Origin of the sequence: Marinomonas lutimaris, assembly GCF_019426345.1 — a bacterium.
Lineage (GTDB): Bacteria > Pseudomonadota > Gammaproteobacteria > Pseudomonadales > Marinomonadaceae > Marinomonas > Marinomonas lutimaris.
The window spans coordinates 38,800-55,260 of the sequence record NZ_JAHLLW010000005.1 but is presented as its reverse complement, the minus strand read 5'-3'; the positions used below and the strand labels follow the sequence as shown (position 1 = coordinate 55,260).

16 protein-coding genes are annotated in these 16,461 nt (G+C 43.3%); 4 read left to right on the top strand and 12 right to left on the bottom strand.

What is annotated here, in order from left to right:
• Positions 1–12 precede the first annotated feature (12 nt).
• From KPL72_RS07760 to KPL72_RS07750, 3 genes are all read right to left on the bottom strand, one after another.
• A complete protein-coding gene (locus KPL72_RS07760) occupies positions 13–498 on the bottom strand; it encodes a transcriptional regulator (RefSeq protein WP_212917522.1) in 486 nt (161 codons plus the stop codon).
• A complete protein-coding gene (locus KPL72_RS07755; RefSeq protein ID WP_219702374.1) occupies positions 495–1,514 on the bottom strand; it encodes a response regulator in 1,020 nt (339 codons plus the stop codon). The genes KPL72_RS07760 and KPL72_RS07755 overlap by 4 nt, the downstream gene beginning before the upstream one ends.
• 160 nt (positions 1,515–1,674) lie before the next feature.
• A complete protein-coding gene (locus tag KPL72_RS07750; protein ID WP_212917520.1) occupies positions 1,675–2,859 on the bottom strand; it encodes a GAK system CofD-like protein in 1,185 nt (394 codons plus the stop codon).
• A gap of 196 nt (positions 2,860–3,055) precedes the next feature.
• Here KPL72_RS07750 and KPL72_RS07745 point away from each other — a divergent pair, with 196 nt between their 5' ends.
• Both KPL72_RS07745 and KPL72_RS07740 read left to right on the top strand, forming a co-directional pair.
• A complete protein-coding gene (locus KPL72_RS07745; protein ID WP_219702373.1) occupies positions 3,056–3,823 on the top strand; it encodes an IclR family transcriptional regulator in 768 nt (255 codons plus the stop codon).
• Between the two features lie 39 nt (positions 3,824–3,862).
• Positions 3,863–4,774 (top strand): DUF808 domain-containing protein, encoded by a 912-nt coding sequence (locus tag KPL72_RS07740; protein WP_219702372.1) that lies wholly within the window; start codon positions 3,863–3,865, stop codon positions 4,772–4,774.
• Here the strand turns inward: KPL72_RS07740 and KPL72_RS07735 are convergent.
• The 9 genes from KPL72_RS07735 to KPL72_RS07695 all read right to left on the bottom strand — a co-directional run bounded on the left by KPL72_RS07735 (position 4,771) and on the right by KPL72_RS07695 (position 15,193).
• Positions 4,771–5,595, bottom strand: coding sequence for an HAD family hydrolase (locus tag KPL72_RS07735; protein WP_219702371.1), 825 nt, complete (start codon positions 5,593–5,595; stop codon positions 4,771–4,773). The two genes, KPL72_RS07740 and KPL72_RS07735, sit on opposite strands and share 4 nt — an antisense overlap.
• Before the next feature lie 7 nt (positions 5,596–5,602).
• A complete protein-coding gene (locus KPL72_RS07730; protein WP_212917516.1) occupies positions 5,603–6,361 on the bottom strand; it encodes a DeoR/GlpR family DNA-binding transcription regulator in 759 nt (252 codons plus the stop codon).
• Positions 6,362–6,406: 45 nt separating this feature from the next.
• Positions 6,407–7,180, bottom strand: a complete 774-nt coding sequence (locus KPL72_RS07725; RefSeq protein ID WP_212917515.1) for a glycerophosphoryl diester phosphodiesterase — start codon at positions 7,178–7,180, stop codon at positions 6,407–6,409.
• A 7-nt stretch (positions 7,181–7,187) separates the two neighbouring features.
• A complete protein-coding gene (gene ugpC / locus KPL72_RS07720; RefSeq protein WP_219702370.1) occupies positions 7,188–8,255 on the bottom strand; it encodes a sn-glycerol-3-phosphate ABC transporter ATP-binding protein UgpC in 1,068 nt (355 codons plus the stop codon).
• A gap of 2 nt (positions 8,256–8,257) precedes the next feature.
• Positions 8,258–9,106 (bottom strand): sn-glycerol-3-phosphate ABC transporter permease UgpE, encoded by an 849-nt coding sequence (ugpE, locus tag KPL72_RS07715; protein WP_212917513.1) that lies wholly within the window; start codon positions 9,104–9,106, stop codon positions 8,258–8,260.
• The gene (ugpA, locus tag KPL72_RS07710) at positions 9,103–9,981 is read right to left on the bottom strand and encodes a sn-glycerol-3-phosphate ABC transporter permease UgpA (RefSeq protein ID WP_219702369.1); all 879 of its coding nucleotides are present in this window, start codon (positions 9,979–9,981) and stop codon (positions 9,103–9,105) included. Before ugpA ends, ugpE begins: the two co-directional genes overlap by 4 nt.
• A gap of 98 nt (positions 9,982–10,079) precedes the next feature.
• On the bottom strand, positions 10,080–11,381 hold the full coding sequence (gene ugpB, locus KPL72_RS07705; RefSeq protein WP_219702368.1) for a sn-glycerol-3-phosphate ABC transporter substrate-binding protein UgpB: 1,302 nt from the start codon (positions 11,379–11,381) through the stop codon (positions 10,080–10,082).
• Positions 11,382–11,608: 227 nt separating this feature from the next.
• Positions 11,609–11,956 carry an Hpt domain-containing protein gene (locus KPL72_RS07700; RefSeq protein WP_219702367.1) on the bottom strand — a complete coding sequence of 116 codons (348 nt, stop codon included), beginning with the start codon at positions 11,954–11,956 and terminating at the stop codon, positions 11,609–11,611.
• 30 nt (positions 11,957–11,986) lie between these two features.
• Positions 11,987–15,193 (bottom strand): CHASE domain-containing protein, encoded by a 3,207-nt coding sequence (locus KPL72_RS07695; protein ID WP_249422148.1) that lies wholly within the window; start codon positions 15,191–15,193, stop codon positions 11,987–11,989.
• Positions 15,194–15,396: 203 nt separating this feature from the next.
• On the opposite strand from KPL72_RS07695, the gene KPL72_RS07690 reads away from it, so the two are divergent.
• The gene (locus KPL72_RS07690; RefSeq protein WP_219702366.1) at positions 15,397–16,110 is read left to right on the top strand and encodes a sterol desaturase family protein; all 714 of its coding nucleotides are present in this window, start codon (positions 15,397–15,399) and stop codon (positions 16,108–16,110) included.
• Between the two features lie 9 nt (positions 16,111–16,119).
• Entirely contained in the window at positions 16,120–16,425 is a 306-nt protein-coding gene (locus KPL72_RS07685; protein WP_219702365.1) for a helix-turn-helix domain-containing protein, read from the top strand.
• Positions 16,426–16,461 lie beyond the last annotated feature (36 nt).

The following is a 16,461-nucleotide window of genomic DNA, read 5'->3' as shown; positions in this document are numbered from 1 at the left end:
ACTTAGAGAGCACTATTTTGATAGAGCTTGACTCAAACGTCGTAATTTCTGGTTAGCAGCCGACAACGCCATTTTATTGGTCGCAATATCAGTCACATCATAGACAACCAAACATATATTCTTTATTGACCCATCAGGGCTGGAGATCGGACGTATCGCTACGTTCTGATACATCCTATTCGCAATGCCTGTAATTGGGCGATAACTCTTAAATGGAAAGAAATGCGGGCGCTGCTCCCAAGATATAAAAATCGGTGTTTTCAAACCAAAAACATTATCCAACTTCTGGTGTAACCACCCCGTATCTAATTCTGGATAAAGCGCCAGCAAAGATTGCTCCTTAGCTATCGATGAACTCACTCCGCTGTGGTTTTCCATGAAGTTGTTCCATAGCTTTACTCGATATTTCGAGTCCAAAACAACAAGCCCAACATCAATATGATGAAGCATATCAAACATCCAGTGGAGATCTGCCATCCCTTCTGCTTCATTACTCATTCGTCTTCCTCAACTAAAAAGGACAATAAATTCTCTAGTGTCGGCACAGAGTCTTCAGTGAAAAGCATAATTAGATCACAACTAATCTGATAGTTTTCCACTTCATAGACAATTTCAACCGCTAACGTTCTTTTCCACGTCGCTTTCTTTTCGTTAATTAAGTCTGCAATTTTAACATGCTGACCAAGTAACAACGGATGACTGTGACTAAAATCGATATTGAGCTGTTTTCCGATGGCAGCCATAAATGGACCAACTAAAACCGAAGATACATCCATCAAGAGCTCTGTTTCTAACTCTCTCGTAATGGTATCCGTCACGCCTAAAAGTTTCGCCATATCAGGAAAGCTGGAATCGCTAAAAATGAGCAATGTCTCAAACGCAATGCCAGAACCGACATAACCTTGTGATACAGCAGAACAACTGTCATTTTTGACACTGTAATCTAGTGCCATCTGCAATTCACTTACTTCCAAAATGTTCACGGTAGGCACTGGTAGCTTAACAAATACATTTAGCATTTCTGCCAATACACTTGCAGCACGCCCCATGGCAATATTCGAAATTTCTTGTAAACATTCATTAAGCGTAAACTGCTCAGCTGCAGTAGGCTGCTCAACAACGACTTTATTCTGCTGATCATCTCCAACAGAAAAAAGTCTAAGAGAAATTAATAAACTGCGCAGCTCTTCAGCCGATGCGGGCTTTTTATGGAAGGCGATTGCTCCCATTTCTTTTACTCGTTGTATCGCTTTCGGCTGCACATCACCAGAGACTACTATTACCGCTGGTGACTGCTCAAAAGACTGTAACGCCTCAAGCGTTTCATAACCGTCTTTCACCGGCATATTTAAATCTAAGAATAAAATATCAAAAACAGAGGATGACAACATATCCAGTGCTTCTTGACCGTCTTCCGCAAAATCGACTTCGACATCCCAGTCTGTCGGCAATATTCTTGCTAACTGCTTGCGTGCAATTTTTGAATCGTCACAAATCAGTACTCGTGTACTCATTACCACTCTCTTTTTGATCAGCGCCACATACCACGTACTATGACACTTAAGACCTTGTTTTTAAAAATACAAAAATGTTACGTCACGTAACCAGAATTAATCTAAACCATATCTAATTTAAAGATAGCACAAACTTTTTTTGCCACTTCAATTCGTGAAGTCAAACAAAAGACAGCAAAGCTCTGGCAACCAAGCACTCATCGTACTTATGCTGCTTTTCAGTAATCAATGGTGTTCTGATAACTACAATATTTAGACCATTTAATAATTCACTGTCTAGCTCGCCATAATTATATGAATCATCAAGTAACAAATAATCCAAAGCAGAAAATGGGCCTACAACTTCTGTATCGGCAGTGACAGTAGAAACTAAACGCCTTACCCGCTCCATCAATGACAAACCCTGCTGTTCTGGGTCTGTACCTAAATTAGGCAAATACACTTTAGGGTTAGGATTTTGGCAAATAGAACGCCCAACACCTTCCGGCAAAAGATTCGCCAAAAGACTGCTATAAAAGCTACCCGGTGGGTAACAAATCAAATCGGCTGTTTCGATGGCATCCTTGCGATCATCAGCTATATGACAATTGGTAGGCACTACGCTACGCAAACCTTTGTTTAACCACATACGCTTTATCGGGCTAGACAACTCATCAGTTTCCTTTCCCGTAATCCTATGCTGCCCTAAGACAATATCGCCATTATCGAGTTCAACACCCAAATGTAAGCTGGCATCTAACGTTGTTTTCACTTCACCTAGCGCTTTTACTAATCGTGAAAACAAGAAAACAATAGGATCTAATTGCTGCTGATTATTTAAATATCCACCCGCCATAATCAGATTACCAATACTCGCACCGCGCAAATCGAACTCATCATGAATACGAGCTTGAGTCACCGCCAGCTGAGTCTGAATCAAGGCTTTCATAGGGTTTGGAATGCCTTCAATAAGAGGGTGTTCACCTGATACTAATAACTGAAGCTGTTCTCTTAATACTAAAGGCTCCGCCTGTTGGGGAAGACGATGGGTAAATAAATCATATACTTCTGGCTGCCCCATTACCGTTTCGTCTGCTAATGCCATCAAACGACTGCGTAAATCCCCTACCGCAGGAATATCAAATTCAGCCCGCAATCGTGCTGAACTACCACCAGAGTCAAAAGGCGTTACTAAATGAACAGAATGATGAGTATATTCTTTAAATACTCGACTGATTTTATTCAAAGCTGAGCCGCCACTAAAAAAAAGGACTTTTGGCCCTTGCTCAGGCAAGCTGTGATATCGATGAACACGAACCAGATCCGGCATAGTCATGCGACGCCAAATACGTAAAAAGCTCGTCATAAAGAAACCTCATATATTCACACCAATAAAAAAGACGAACAACGCCACTAAAACTATCGCACTATAGTAACAAATGAAAAATAAACCGTTGTGACAAAAAACTTAAAACCAAGTGGATATTATCTTCCCATCGTACAGGGTGCTAAAATGCCTAATATGAAATTAACAATAGCACGTATTACAACTAGGAAGCGTCATGGAAACAAAAACCTCGGGGTCATCTCTTAGCAAAGCGTTAAACATGCTAAACCATGTTTGCACGTCTCCGGTACCATTACGTTTTGCCGAATTGGTTGACCTTTCTGAACTCCCAAAAGCGACCGCTCACCGACAGTTAAATACCTTACTAGAACATGGCTTGGTGCGCTTTGATGACAACAAACAAGCCTATTATCCAGGTTACGGGCTGCTTGCTCTTGCGCATCGTACTTGGGCGAATTTAGATATCCGAGATGTGTCCACCGCACCAATGCGAGACTTGTGGTCAAGCACACAAGAAACCATTCACCTTGCGGTCTTAGATGGTGCTGACGTTATTTACATCGACAAACTCGAAAGCCCCAAAAGTCTGCGATTGTATTCCGCGGTAGGAAAAAAAGGTCCCGTTTATTGCACAGGCGTTGGCAAAGCTATGCTAGCTTTTTTACCAGACGATAAACAACAAGCCGTCATTGACGCCCAAGCCTTTTTCCGCCACACAGAACACACTTTAGACTCAGCTGAAGCGTTAAAAGCCAATCTTAAACTTATTAAAGAAACAGGTATTTCTCTCGACTTAGAAGAACATGAGATGGGTATAAAATGCGCGGCAGCACCGATTTTCAACTCACGCCATGAAGCCGTGGCTGCACTAAGTGTGACCGCGCCCGCCTTTCGCACCAGTGACGAGGCGTATGACATGATGAAAGTACAAGTGAAACAAGCAGCAGATACCATTTCTAAACGACTGGGCGACTGCGAATAAATAATTAAGACACTTTGAGACCTTTTAGGGAAAACGATCATGGCAATGACAGGATTATTAGCACTTCTTGATGACATCACCACACTACTGGACGATGTCGCTGTTTTCTCTAAAGTCGCGGCCAAGAAAACCGCTGGCGTATTGGGCGATGATCTTGCCTTAAACGCCGAGCAAGTTTCCGGAGTCAAAGCGGATCGTGAACTTCCTGTCGTCTGGGCAGTAGCGAAAGGCTCTTTTCTTAACAAACTGATTCTAGTGCCGTTAGCATTAGCCATCAGCGCTTTTATACCTTGGTTGATTCAACCTTTATTGATGGCTGGCGGTTTGTATTTGTGTTTTGAAGGGGTGGAGAAAGTCCTTCATACGTTTAAAGATAACCATGAAGAAAAAGAAACCCTAAGAAAAAACGTCAAACAAGCAAACTCTGCTAAAGAACTATTAGCCCTAGAAAAAAGCAAAGTGAAAGGCGCAATTCGTACCGACTTCGTTTTATCAGCCGAAATTATCGTTATCGCCCTTGGCACCGTGGCAGGACAAAGTTTATTAACACAAGCCATTGTCGTTAGCCTGATCGCCTTTATTGTCACCGTCGGTGTATATTTCTTGGTTGGGTTAATCGTGCGTCTTGATGATATTGGCTTACACCTAAACCAATCAAAAACCGTATTTGTCAAACAACTTGGTTTAGTCATATTGAAAGGCGCGCCAATGCTGATCCGCCTTTTGACCATCGTCGGCACCATTGCTATGTTCTTAGTAGGCGGCGGTATTTTTGTTCATGGCTTGCCAACTTTGCATCATCTTGCTGACATGGCAGTGTCTGGTGAAATAGCCCAAATCCCACTTGTAACAAGCTTAATAAACACAGGCATTAGCTTCTCAGTTGGCTTAATTCTAGGTGGCGTTGCCGTTGGCATTGCTTCTCTGTTCTCAAAAGTAAAAAAAGCTTAAATCTGCCTAGCGGACAGAATAAAATCAGCTAGCTCGGCAAAACCCAAGCCGCCCGGTTGCGTCGTCTGATAACGAGGATGGTGACGCATAATCGACAAGTGCTCGGCGATATTCGCCACACCAACACTCAGCGGGAAACGCGCAAACATACTTTCATCGTTAGGCGCATCACCAACGTAAAGCACTTGCTCTTGCTGCTGCGCTTCACTTAATCCATACACATCGCCTAACACGCGCTGCGCCATAGAAAACTTATCGTAACCTTGAGAACACACATTAATATGTATCGAGCTGGCTTTAGCGTTTAAGCCCATAGCCATTAACGCAGCCAAACAGGCACCTTTGTCGTCCACTGCCGCCGGTTTAACATCTTGCGCGTAATCAATCGCCACATCCGTAAGACGATAAGCTTGATCTCTTGCCAAACGCAAACGTGGAAATTGCGTTAAAACTTGATTCACCTGAGTTAATATATGCGCTTGCTCTGCACGCATTTCTGACTCATCACGCCAGAAGGAATACGTCAAATGGCGATCAGCTGTTCTGCCAATAAAACAGGCTCCGCCTTCGGTAATCACACCATCAACAGGCAGCGCTCTGGCAATCATGTCTGACCAACCGGCGCAACCACCGGTTACCGGAATCACCTTGATGCCATTCGCTTCCAGTTGCGCCAAAGCTCGTAATGTTTCAACAGGCAACTGACCTTCCCATGTCAGCGTGTCATCAAAGTCGGTTAAAATAAACCGTAAGTTTTGACAGGTACTTTTGCCTAAAGAAGAAAGTTCTAAAGCGGAAAGCGCTACAGCAGATATCGACATATTCGTCCTAAGAACAGAGTTGAATTTGAACACCATGAGAGGTGAGTAGTTTAGTTTGAGACTCGGTTAACACATCACTAAAAAGCCAATCTATCGCAGCAAAAGGCTGTACCCGTGCCATCGCTTTGCGCCCCCACTTATGTTGATCAGCAACCAACAAACTATGACGACTCTGTTCGACCAACACACGACTTACCGCAGCTTCTTCAGGGTCAAAATCCAATATACCTTGAGCTTCATCCATGCCACCACAGCCTAATACGCCATAGTCGAAATAGTATTGGCGCAGCCCAGACAAGGTCTCTTCACCCACTAAATCATGATGACGATGACGCAACTTCCCCGCCAGCACTCGCACTCGCACCTCAGGGTAATCACCCAAAATGCTCGCCACGGTTAAGTTGTTGGTAAAGACTTGCAAGTTAGTGTGCGACACCAAAGCTTTCGCCACGTATTCAACCGTTGTGCCGATGCCTAAAAACACCGAGGCGCCGTCTGGAATAATCTGAGCAACCTTAGCGGCAATAGCTTCTTTCGCATCACTGTTTAAAAACTGCCGATGGTCAAACGGCAAGTTTTCCGTACTGGAAACCGGGGCGATACCGCCATGAGTACGACGAACAAGATGACGCTCAGCCAGCTGATTAATGTCTTTACGTATGGTCTGCGATGACACGTTAAAACGTGTCACCATCTCTTCCACCAATAACGCGTCTTCTTGTTGCACCCAGTTCAATATCTGATTTTGTCGCTCATTCAAACCCACAAAAAACCTAACTAAATCAATAAGAATAACCTGTCTAATTAAAAACTAGGCTGATAAAAAAGCAAACTTCGTTGGGTCATCGGTAATCACCGCATCCATTCCCCATTCCCAGTGTGCTTCCACTTTTTTAGGGTCATTGGCGGTATAACACAACAGTTTATAACCTGCTGCTTTCACGGCTCGCGCTTGCGTTTCGGTCAATCGAGAGTAATCGCAATTCAAACTGTACGCTTTAATGGCCTTAAGCTGCTCTTGCCAGTCGTCAGGAATGTCTTCATACAAGGGCGCAAGATGGCGCTGAGCATCAATTTCGTAACAAAGCTCTAACGCCGCTAAGTTAAAACTAGAGATCATCAGCTTATTGTTGTCTTCCCAGTGATCACGCAACATAGCCATCACAGCAGGCACAATGTTTTCCACGTCTGCGCTGTCGTGTTTAATCTCAAGATTCAAACCAAGCCCCAACGACTGAATACATTCCAACGCGTCCAATAATGTTGGTACTTTTTCGCCAGCAAATTTCTCTGAGAACCAGGCACCCGCATCCAATTCAGCCACTTCAGTAGGACGAGCATCGCGAGTTAAGCCTGTCCCATTGGTGCAGCGATCCAGTGTGTCATCATGAAAAATGACCAATCCACCTTCAGCAATTAAATACACATCAATCTCTACCCACGTTGCGCCCACTTCAGCAGCAGCTCGAATAGACGCCAAGGTATTTTCTGGCGCCAGTAATGCCGCACCACGATGTCCCATTACTTTGGTGTTTAGTACCTTGTCTTTAACAATATAACCTGTTGAAACACTGTCGTTTTCCATATCGACCTCACAATCGTTGTTGAGTTTTTGCGTCAAATAAGTGCCAATGCGACACTGGCGCCGTTAACCACATAAGGCTATTCACATCCGGTAAATGCGGTCCAGACAAACGTACCACTATCGGCTCGCCATTACCGGACTCTGTTTCTATTTTACCGTGAATTAACGTCTCTGCTCCCAAGGATTCTACCGCTTGGATACGCAAAGCGAAATCGGCATTTTGCTCATCACTCACCTCTAAATGCTCAGGACGAATCCCCCACACGATGCCACCTCGGTGTTGATGAGACAATGGCAAGGTTAACGCCCCAGAAATTTTAATGCCTTGCTCGGTAAGATTCGCATCGATCAAATTCATCGACGGAGAACCAATAAACGCGGCAACAAAAGGCGTTGCCGGTTTATTGTATAAATCCATCGGCGTACCGATCTGCTCCGCCTTGCCTTTATTCAATACCACCAAACGATCTGCCAAGGTCATGGCTTCCACCTGATCATGGGTCACATACAAGGTCGTGGTGCCTAATTTACGCTGCAACTGACGAATCTCGACACGCATCTGCACTCGTAACTTAGCATCTAGGTTAGATAAAGGTTCATCAAACAAAAACACTTTCGGGTCACGCACCATAGCCCGCCCCATGGCAACACGCTGGCGCTGACCACCCGATAATTGACGCGGTTTACGCTGTAACAATTCGGTTAAACCCAGCATAGCTGCCACGTCGCTGACTTTTTCTTCAATAAGATTTTTCGCCATGCCGCGGTTTTTCAAGCCGTAAGCCATGTTGTCGTACACGGACATGTGTGGGTACAAGGCGTAATTCTGAAATACCATGGCGATGTCGCGTTCAGCCGGTTCTTTTTCATTCATACGCTCGCCACGAATACGCAACTCGCCAGTCGAAATACTTTCTAGCCCCGCCACCATGCGTAACAAGGTGGATTTACCACAGCCTGATGGACCAACTAAAACAATAAACTCGCCTTCTTCAATCGATAAATCCACACTTGGAATCGCGTGATAACCATTAGGATAGGCCTTGCCTACTTTTTCTAAAATAACGTCCGTCATTACTACTTCTCCGAATCCACTAAGCCTTTAACAAACAGCTTCTGCATGCCAATCACCACCGCAACCGGTGGCAACATCGCTAATAAGGTGGTTGCCATAATTTGGTTCCATGCGATATCACCATCCGTCACCGACAACATGCGCTTAATACTCATTACCAAGGTGTAATAAGCGTCGTCTGTGGTGATCAGCAAAGGCCATAGATATTGATTCCAACCATAAATAAACAAGATCACAAACAAGGCCGCGATATTGGTTCTAGACAGCGGCAACAAGATGTCAAAAAAGAAACGCCATGGCCCAGCGCCGTCCATTCGAGCGGCTTCCACTAACTCGCCCGGAATACTCAAGAAGCACTGACGAAACAAGAAAGTTGCCGTCGCACTGGCGATTAAAGGCAAGGTTAAACCCGTATAGCTGTTAAGCAAATCAAGATTTGCGACCACCTCGTAAGTAGGCACAATCCGTACTTCAACAGGCAACATCAAGGTCATGAAAATGATCCAAAAGCACAGATTACGAAACGGAAAGCGAAAGAACACAATCGCATAAGCCGACAACAATGAAATGGCGATTTTGCCGAAGGTGATCCCCAGCGCCATGATCAACGAGTTCAGCATCATAAACCAGACTGGCGTATCCACGCCGTTACCTGCTTTTTCAAACAACACAGTGCCCCATGTTTCTGCGCCAGCGTCGCCAAACCACAAAGGAATATGACCAACACCAAACGCCGAAGCAGGATGTGTCGATGCCACCAGAGCCATCCAAACAGGTAACGCCACTAAAGCGATCCCCGTCAGTAATGTCGCGTGACTCGCAAAAGTTAACCAAGGTCGATTTTCGATCATGAGTACTGCACCTTACGCTCAATAAAACGAAACTGAATGACCGTCATCAAACCGACAATCGCCATGAGCACAACCGATTGCGCCGCCGATCCACCCAGATCCAAGCCGACAAATCCGTCATCAAACACTTTATAAACCAAGGTGGTCGTGCTTTGCCCAGGACCACCTTTGGTCGTCGCATCAATCACGCCGAAGGTTTCGAAGAAGGCATACACAAGGTTAACAACCAACAAGAAAAAGGTCGTCGGCGACAAAAGCGGAAAGACAATGGTCCAAAAGCGCTTAAACGGACTCGCACCGTCAATCGCTGCCGCTTCAATAAGCGAACGAGGTACCGCTTGTAAACCCGCAAGGAAGAATAAAAAGTTGTAGCTGATTTGCTTCCAAGTAGAGGCAATCACCACCAATATCATCGCTTGGTTGCCATCAAGATAATGGTTCCAATTGACACCTGCAGTCTTCAACCATAGGGCAATCGGCCCCATGCTCGGATCAAATAAAATCCACCATAATACACCTGCTAATGCAGGTGCTACGGCATAGGGCCAGATTAATAATGTCTGATACGCCAGTTTGCCGCGAACCACTCGGTCCGCCATGACGGCCAACAACAGCGCCAACGACATACCCACAATGGCAACAGAAAAACTGAACACCAAGGTGGTTAACATAGACTGGTAATACAGAGGGTCAGTAAATAAATCGGCAAAATTTTCCAAGCCAATAAATTCACGACTCAAGCCAAATGCGTCTTCTTGGTAAAACGCTTGTTCCAAAGCTTGCTCAGCAGGCCAAAGAAAGAAAATCGCCGTCACCAACAACTGAGGCAACAACAATAGCCAAGGCAGGCCTTTTTGGGGGAAGGTAACCGTCATCGGACAATCCAAAAAAAGAAAACAACAAATTAAAAAGAAAAATATGCCATGCAATAAAAAGCGCCCTTATGCAAAAAACATAAGGGCGCTGATTTCATTTAGTCGTTCGCTTTTTCAAACTTACGAAGCAATGTGTTACCACGCTCAACCGCTGTATTCAGTGCAGTTTGAGCATCAACATCGCCGCTCCATACGGACTCTAGTGCTTCGTCGATCACGCCACGAATTTGCACAAAATTCCCCAAACGCAAACCTTTAGTGTTCGCTGTTGGAGTACCTGTCGTCATTTGAATAACACCAGTTTCTGTACCAGGGTTCGCCTTGTAGAAGCCTTGTTCTTTGGTCAAGTCGTAAGCCGCTTTGGTGATTGGTAAGTAACCAGAAAATTGGTGCCAATCCGCCTGTACAGATGCTTTAGATAAATAACTTAGAAAAGAAGCGACACCTTTATATTCTTCTTTAGAATGTCCTTGCAACACCCATAAAGACGCGCCGCCGATGATAGTATTGGAAGGCTGTTTTGCTTTGCCTTCCCAATAAGGAAGCTCGGCAACACCGAAGTCAAATTTCGCATTACGCTTGATACCTGCGTAACCTGCGGAAGACTCAGTAAACATCGCACATTCTTGGCTGTAGAACTTCGCCGCGCCATCATTGGTACGACCAGAGTAGCTAAAAATACCATTTTTTTGCCATTCGCCCATCTTTTCGATGTGAGCAACTTGCAGCGGACCATTAAATTTCAGCTCAGTTTTCAAACCGCCAAAACCATTTTCTAGCGTGGCAAATGGCACATTGTGACGAGCACTTAGGTTTTCTAATTGCACCCAAGATTGCCAAGCTGTGGTAAAGCCACAGCTCACACCAGAAGAAAGTAATTTTTTAGAAACGCTTTCAACATCTTGCCATGTTTTTGGAGCTTGGCTGATGCCCGCTTTTTTGAACAAATCTTTGTTGTAATACAGTACAGGAGTTGAACTGTTGAAAGGCATAGAAAGCATTTGGCCATCGCTGTTAGAGTAATACCCCGTCACCGCGCTCAAATAGGCACTTTCATCAAACGCCTGACCTGAATCTTTCATCAGTTTATATACTGGATAAATGGCACCTTTTGCCGCCATCATACTGGCAGTACCAACTTCAAATACTTGAACGATAGCTGGCTGTTGTTTCGCTCGAAACGCGGCAATCGCCGACGTCATTGTCTCGGTATAATTACCTTTATAAATTGGCTTAACTTCATAAGTATCTTGTGAATCATTAAACGCCTTAGCAATTTCATTCACTTTTTCGCCATTTGCACCACCCATTGCGTGCCACCACTCTATTTGTGTAGCTGCAAAGCCTGAACTCGCAATGGATAAACCAACAACAACTGACGCCAACTTCAAATTATGCATTTCCGTGTTCCTCACAATGAGTTTTTATTAGAAAAGAAAGAACGACTATAGAAAGAAAATGTTTCACTTTGATGATAGTTAGGTTTCATTTGAAATACAATTACAATTCAAATGAAACCATTTTAAACGAAAGGACAGAAATAAAGAGATAAAAAACAGGAAATGAAAGCGAGATAAACAAAAACGAAAGAGCTATAAAAAGTTTACAAAAGTCTATTAGATAAAATTTAACGCAAAATTTCTTGCTTGAGAGCAAGCGCCAAAGCCTCAAACGCCTCCCTCAAAGCAGTATAACGAATAGGTAATTGATCACCTTTACCTTGTATCGCTAAACCTTCCATTTCAGTGATTAGCTGACAAAAACGATAACCGGACACTTCCAAGGCTGCGCCTTTTAAACGGTGTGCGACCAAAGCAAAATCGTCCCAGTCTTCATCCATCATGTAAGCCTGTAGCATTTCTAGCAAGACAGTTGCTTCTTTAATAAACTCACTGGCAACCAATGTCATTAATTCATGGTTATAGGCCAGACGACTCTCGTAGTCTGTATTATCAAATACCTTAGGCTCAAACATGACAAAGAATCTCCATTTCAATATTACCCTCTAAGGAAGCCATTTTGTGAGTATCGCTACCAACTTATCTTGTGAAATTGGTTTAGCGATATGGTCATTCATACCAGCAGCAAAACACTCATCTTCATCACCTTTCATTGCATTAGCGCTAAGTGCAACAATCGCCACATCAGAAGGTGTTTGCCCATCAGTAAACTGGCGAATGGTTCGAGTCGCTTCGTAACCATCCATTACTGGCATCTGACAATCCATGAAAATCATATCAAACTTGGTTGCTTGTGCATGCTCAACGGCTTTCTGACCGTTTTCTGCCACCACAACTTCTACGCCATACAAGTTCAACAAACCACGGGCAACAATCTGATTGGTCAAATTGTCTTCTGCTAACAGTACTTTGGCTTTAAATACTGGCCGACCTTCTGGCGCTTTCTCTACTTCGTTTGCCGCCATCACAGACGCTCCTTCCACTAGCGGTTTTAGATTTTCAAGCACGTCCAACAATGGCTGATGAAACACAGGTTTTGTTAAGGAAGCAACATACACTTCTTTATCAAAATCCATACTTGAACGCCCTTGTATTAATACTCGCTTAACGCCATTCTTCCGGCAAAATGCATCCAACTCAGAAATATCAGAAGTAACCGAAACGACATCTGAGTCCAGTAGTATACAATTTCCAATCCATTCACTATCAGCAAGCGCACCGGAAATACTGTCGTAAGCATTGTAAATGACACCTAACGAATCCAGCAATGCGCCAACATACTCACGACCAGTTTTATTCGCATAAACTAGCGTCACTCTAACGACCTGCTCTGCGACATCGGTCATCAAGGGGATCTGCTCTGCAGTTGAAACCACAGTGAGGGGTATACGAAACCAAAAGTCAGAACCCTTACCTTCTACTGAGTTTAAACCTATTTCACCATCCATGGCTTGGATAATCTCTTTACTGATCGCTAAACCTAATCCAGAGCCACCAAACTTGCGAGTAGTAGAACCATCGGCCTGCTTAAAACGCTGGAATAAATGACTTTGATTCTCTTTAGAAATGCCAATCCCAGAGTCTTCAATAACAATACGCAGAATAACACTATCATCTACTAGCGGCTCAATCGCAAATCGCAACGCCACTTCACCTTCTTGAGTAAATTTAACCGCATTACCCATCAAATTAACCAATACTTGCTTGATGCGTAATCTATCTCCAAACAACGTAACATTCGGAATAGGTGTGGTTGGCGAATTTAATACAATGCCCTTTTCTTCGGCTTTTAAAACAAAGATATTGGTCACTTCTTCAATTAACGCCCGTAACTCAAACTCTTGTTTGTCTAACGCTAAGGTTCCCATCTCAATCTTAGACAAATCTAAAATATCATTAATAATATCCAACAAGGATTCCGCACTCTGCTGAGACATTTTTGCTAAATTCGACTGTTCAGGCTGCAATTTCGTATTCATCAACAAAGACAAACAACCAATAACGCCATTTAATGGCGTACGAATTTCGTGGCTCATGTTTGCCAAAAATTCACTCTTAGCACGGTTGGCTTCTTGTGCTTCTTCTTTGGCCTTACTCTGCTCTAGTTCAGACGCTTTTAAATGCTCGTTTGCCAACTGCAAATCTCGCGTCCTTAATCTCACTCGATTTTCAACTTCCGCCGTATGGCTACTCACAATCAATAAAAACCACCCAAACAAACCCGTGAATAAAAAGCCGCAAGCTAGAACAAACTTCACGATCCAAGGCTGTTTAAAAAAGTAGTTATCACTAACTTGATACAACTGCCAGTTTTTGCCACCCACATTAATCACGAAATTAACCGCATGATGAAATTCACCAGCCAGGTAACGAGCAACCAAGTCTTCTGCGGACAAATGAGCTGCTGTATTTTTTGTCACGATAATCGGCTTGGATGTCGCGTTATCAGTATCGACCAAGTAGAGCTCAGTATTGGGGAGAAGCCCTTGCTTAACAATGGTATCGGTTAACGTATCAATCTCGATGACCGCTGTCGCAACACCTAAAAAAGCATCGGTTTCTCGATCAAAAAATGGCAAAAACAATAATACAGCATTCGAATTTTGAACTAGCTTGAGTGGAGCCGTGGGGTAAACTTGACGTGACGAAATAGCCTGATCTAAGGCAAAACGTCGATCGGCTTGCGAATAAACGTCGTAACCTAATGCCGCTTTATTGCTCTGTAAGGGGCTAATAAAGGTCACCACAATGTGCCTATCTCTTGGCGTCGCAGGTTTAAGCTTACCTTCGCTGTCCCTTTCCTTCACACGAAAAATATCGTCTGGATAACTTTTTTGAATCGACTGTTCAAAACTAGCAATATCTTTTCCAGCCACGGCAAAGTTTAATGACACCCCCAAAATAGAATCGTCTCGACGCATCACACTATCCGCAAAAAGCTCAAACTCATTCGCCTCAATCTGCTCACTACCGTTTATCAAACCAACAAAGCTATGCAGCATATCCACACTGTTTTTAATTCGATTATTAAGCAGCACTTCTAACAATTCAGCATTAGAACGAAACTCTCTCGATTGCTTGTTCCATTCCGAGTAACTGCTTCCCCAAGACAGAACAATCGTAATAACCAACACAGTTAAAAAACCGCCGATTAATCGCAGCGGATGATCAAATTTATTACCAAAATATTTGGGGAAACACACGGCTAACCAAGGCACCATAACCAGTACCCCGATCATGTCACCGCCCCACCAAACCAGCCAATTGGTTAGAAACTCCTCTTTACCAATGATGCCAAAAGAAAGCAGCGACGTTGAACCAACACTAGCACTAATCAAGGTGGATAAGACACCGGCTAAAAAGATAAACCTAACCACTAAACTAGTACGATGAAATTGAAAAGGTATACCTACAAAGCGGCGAACCAAATAGCCGCCAACAAAAGACTGCAACGTCGAGCCAAAAGCAATAAGAGTAGGAAGAGACCAAGCAACAACATGATGATTAACCCAAGTCGCACCAATGTTTAGTAACAAAGAACCTAGAAAAATACCGAACGGCGCTTGCTTAGGAAAAAAGATAGAAGCCACAACCGCAAAACCAGAAGCTGGCCAGATAATCGTTGAGTACCCCGGTGAAATAGCAACAGCCAACCCTACAACGCCAAGGATAAAATACCCCATCGCAGTTAAGGCGACTATCGTCATCACTCTCATCATAATCACTTGCTCCATCAAAGATGGTTTAAGCATAGCTAAAACAACGAGTTTTTAAGATTTAATATTGGTTACGTTATGTAATAAAAAGAAAGTGAATACAGCACAAGAAAACCGTCTACAGAGAAAACATAAACTAAAAAGAAGTACATAAAATGTACATTGTATGTTGCAAAAGGCATGATGAAAAAAGGTCGGTAGTAGTAGCCTCAAGTCTCCATTATAAAAGGAGATTTGAAATGTTCATTACCAACCTGATTACAATACAAGCAATTTTTTTCTTGATTAGCTTTCTACTAGAAAGGATCTTTCCCAACAAACAGTGGCAAACACAAAAGGGGTTTGGCTCCATGCTGTGTTTCTTAATGAGTATTGGCGCAATATTCGCCCAAGTAATGTTTTTTGGGTGGATAAATATTGCCGGAATAGGCATAGAAATAAATGAAGATCCTCTTATAGAAGGTATAATCTTCTACCTTGTCTATTCGCTTGTTAACTACTGGGCTCACAGAGCAAAGCACGCGATACCAACAGCATGGAAATATCTACATAAAATGCACCACAGCACTTCTCACATGGACAGTCGCGTGGCATTTTATAGGCACCCATTAGAAATGGTGGTAAACACCGTCATATTATTTGCATTGGGTAAAATTGTTTTGGATGTCAGTGCCAATGCAGTCGCAATGGCTCTAGTGATAGAAGGAATATTAGAAACCTTCCATCATGCCAATATTAAACTGCCCCGTTGGATACGCCCACTTGGCTATATTATTCAAATTCCAGAACAGCATATTATCCATCACCAAAAAGGACTGCATAAATACAACTACAGCCCGTTAGCCCTTTGGGATTTAATATTTGGCACATTACGATTCCACCACAGTGGCTTTAATGGACTAGGATTTAAAGACTCAAACAAAGCATGGCCATATTTACGATTCGACAAATAGGAGAGCATCATGGGAACCCAAGAGAAGGAAAAAACAGGCGTTTCATTTGATTTAAACATTACCACAGAGTACCACGCTGTCGGTGTTGATGAGCTTGAAGAACAACTCAGAGAGAAAATCACCGAGTTCACCTCGAGCAGCAGCATCATTAACGGCAGAAAACGCAAAGGAAGCTATCGCCTATTAGCGGAATATACGGATATAAGCCAAGCGTACATTCACCAATTTCACAGTGAAAAGCGAGCCATCTGCATCACTAATATGAACAAGCTCGCAAACTACTTTGGCGTAAAGTACGTTGTTAGCAACTTCTAATGATATTTTTGTATATTAAAGTATACAAAATTTGAC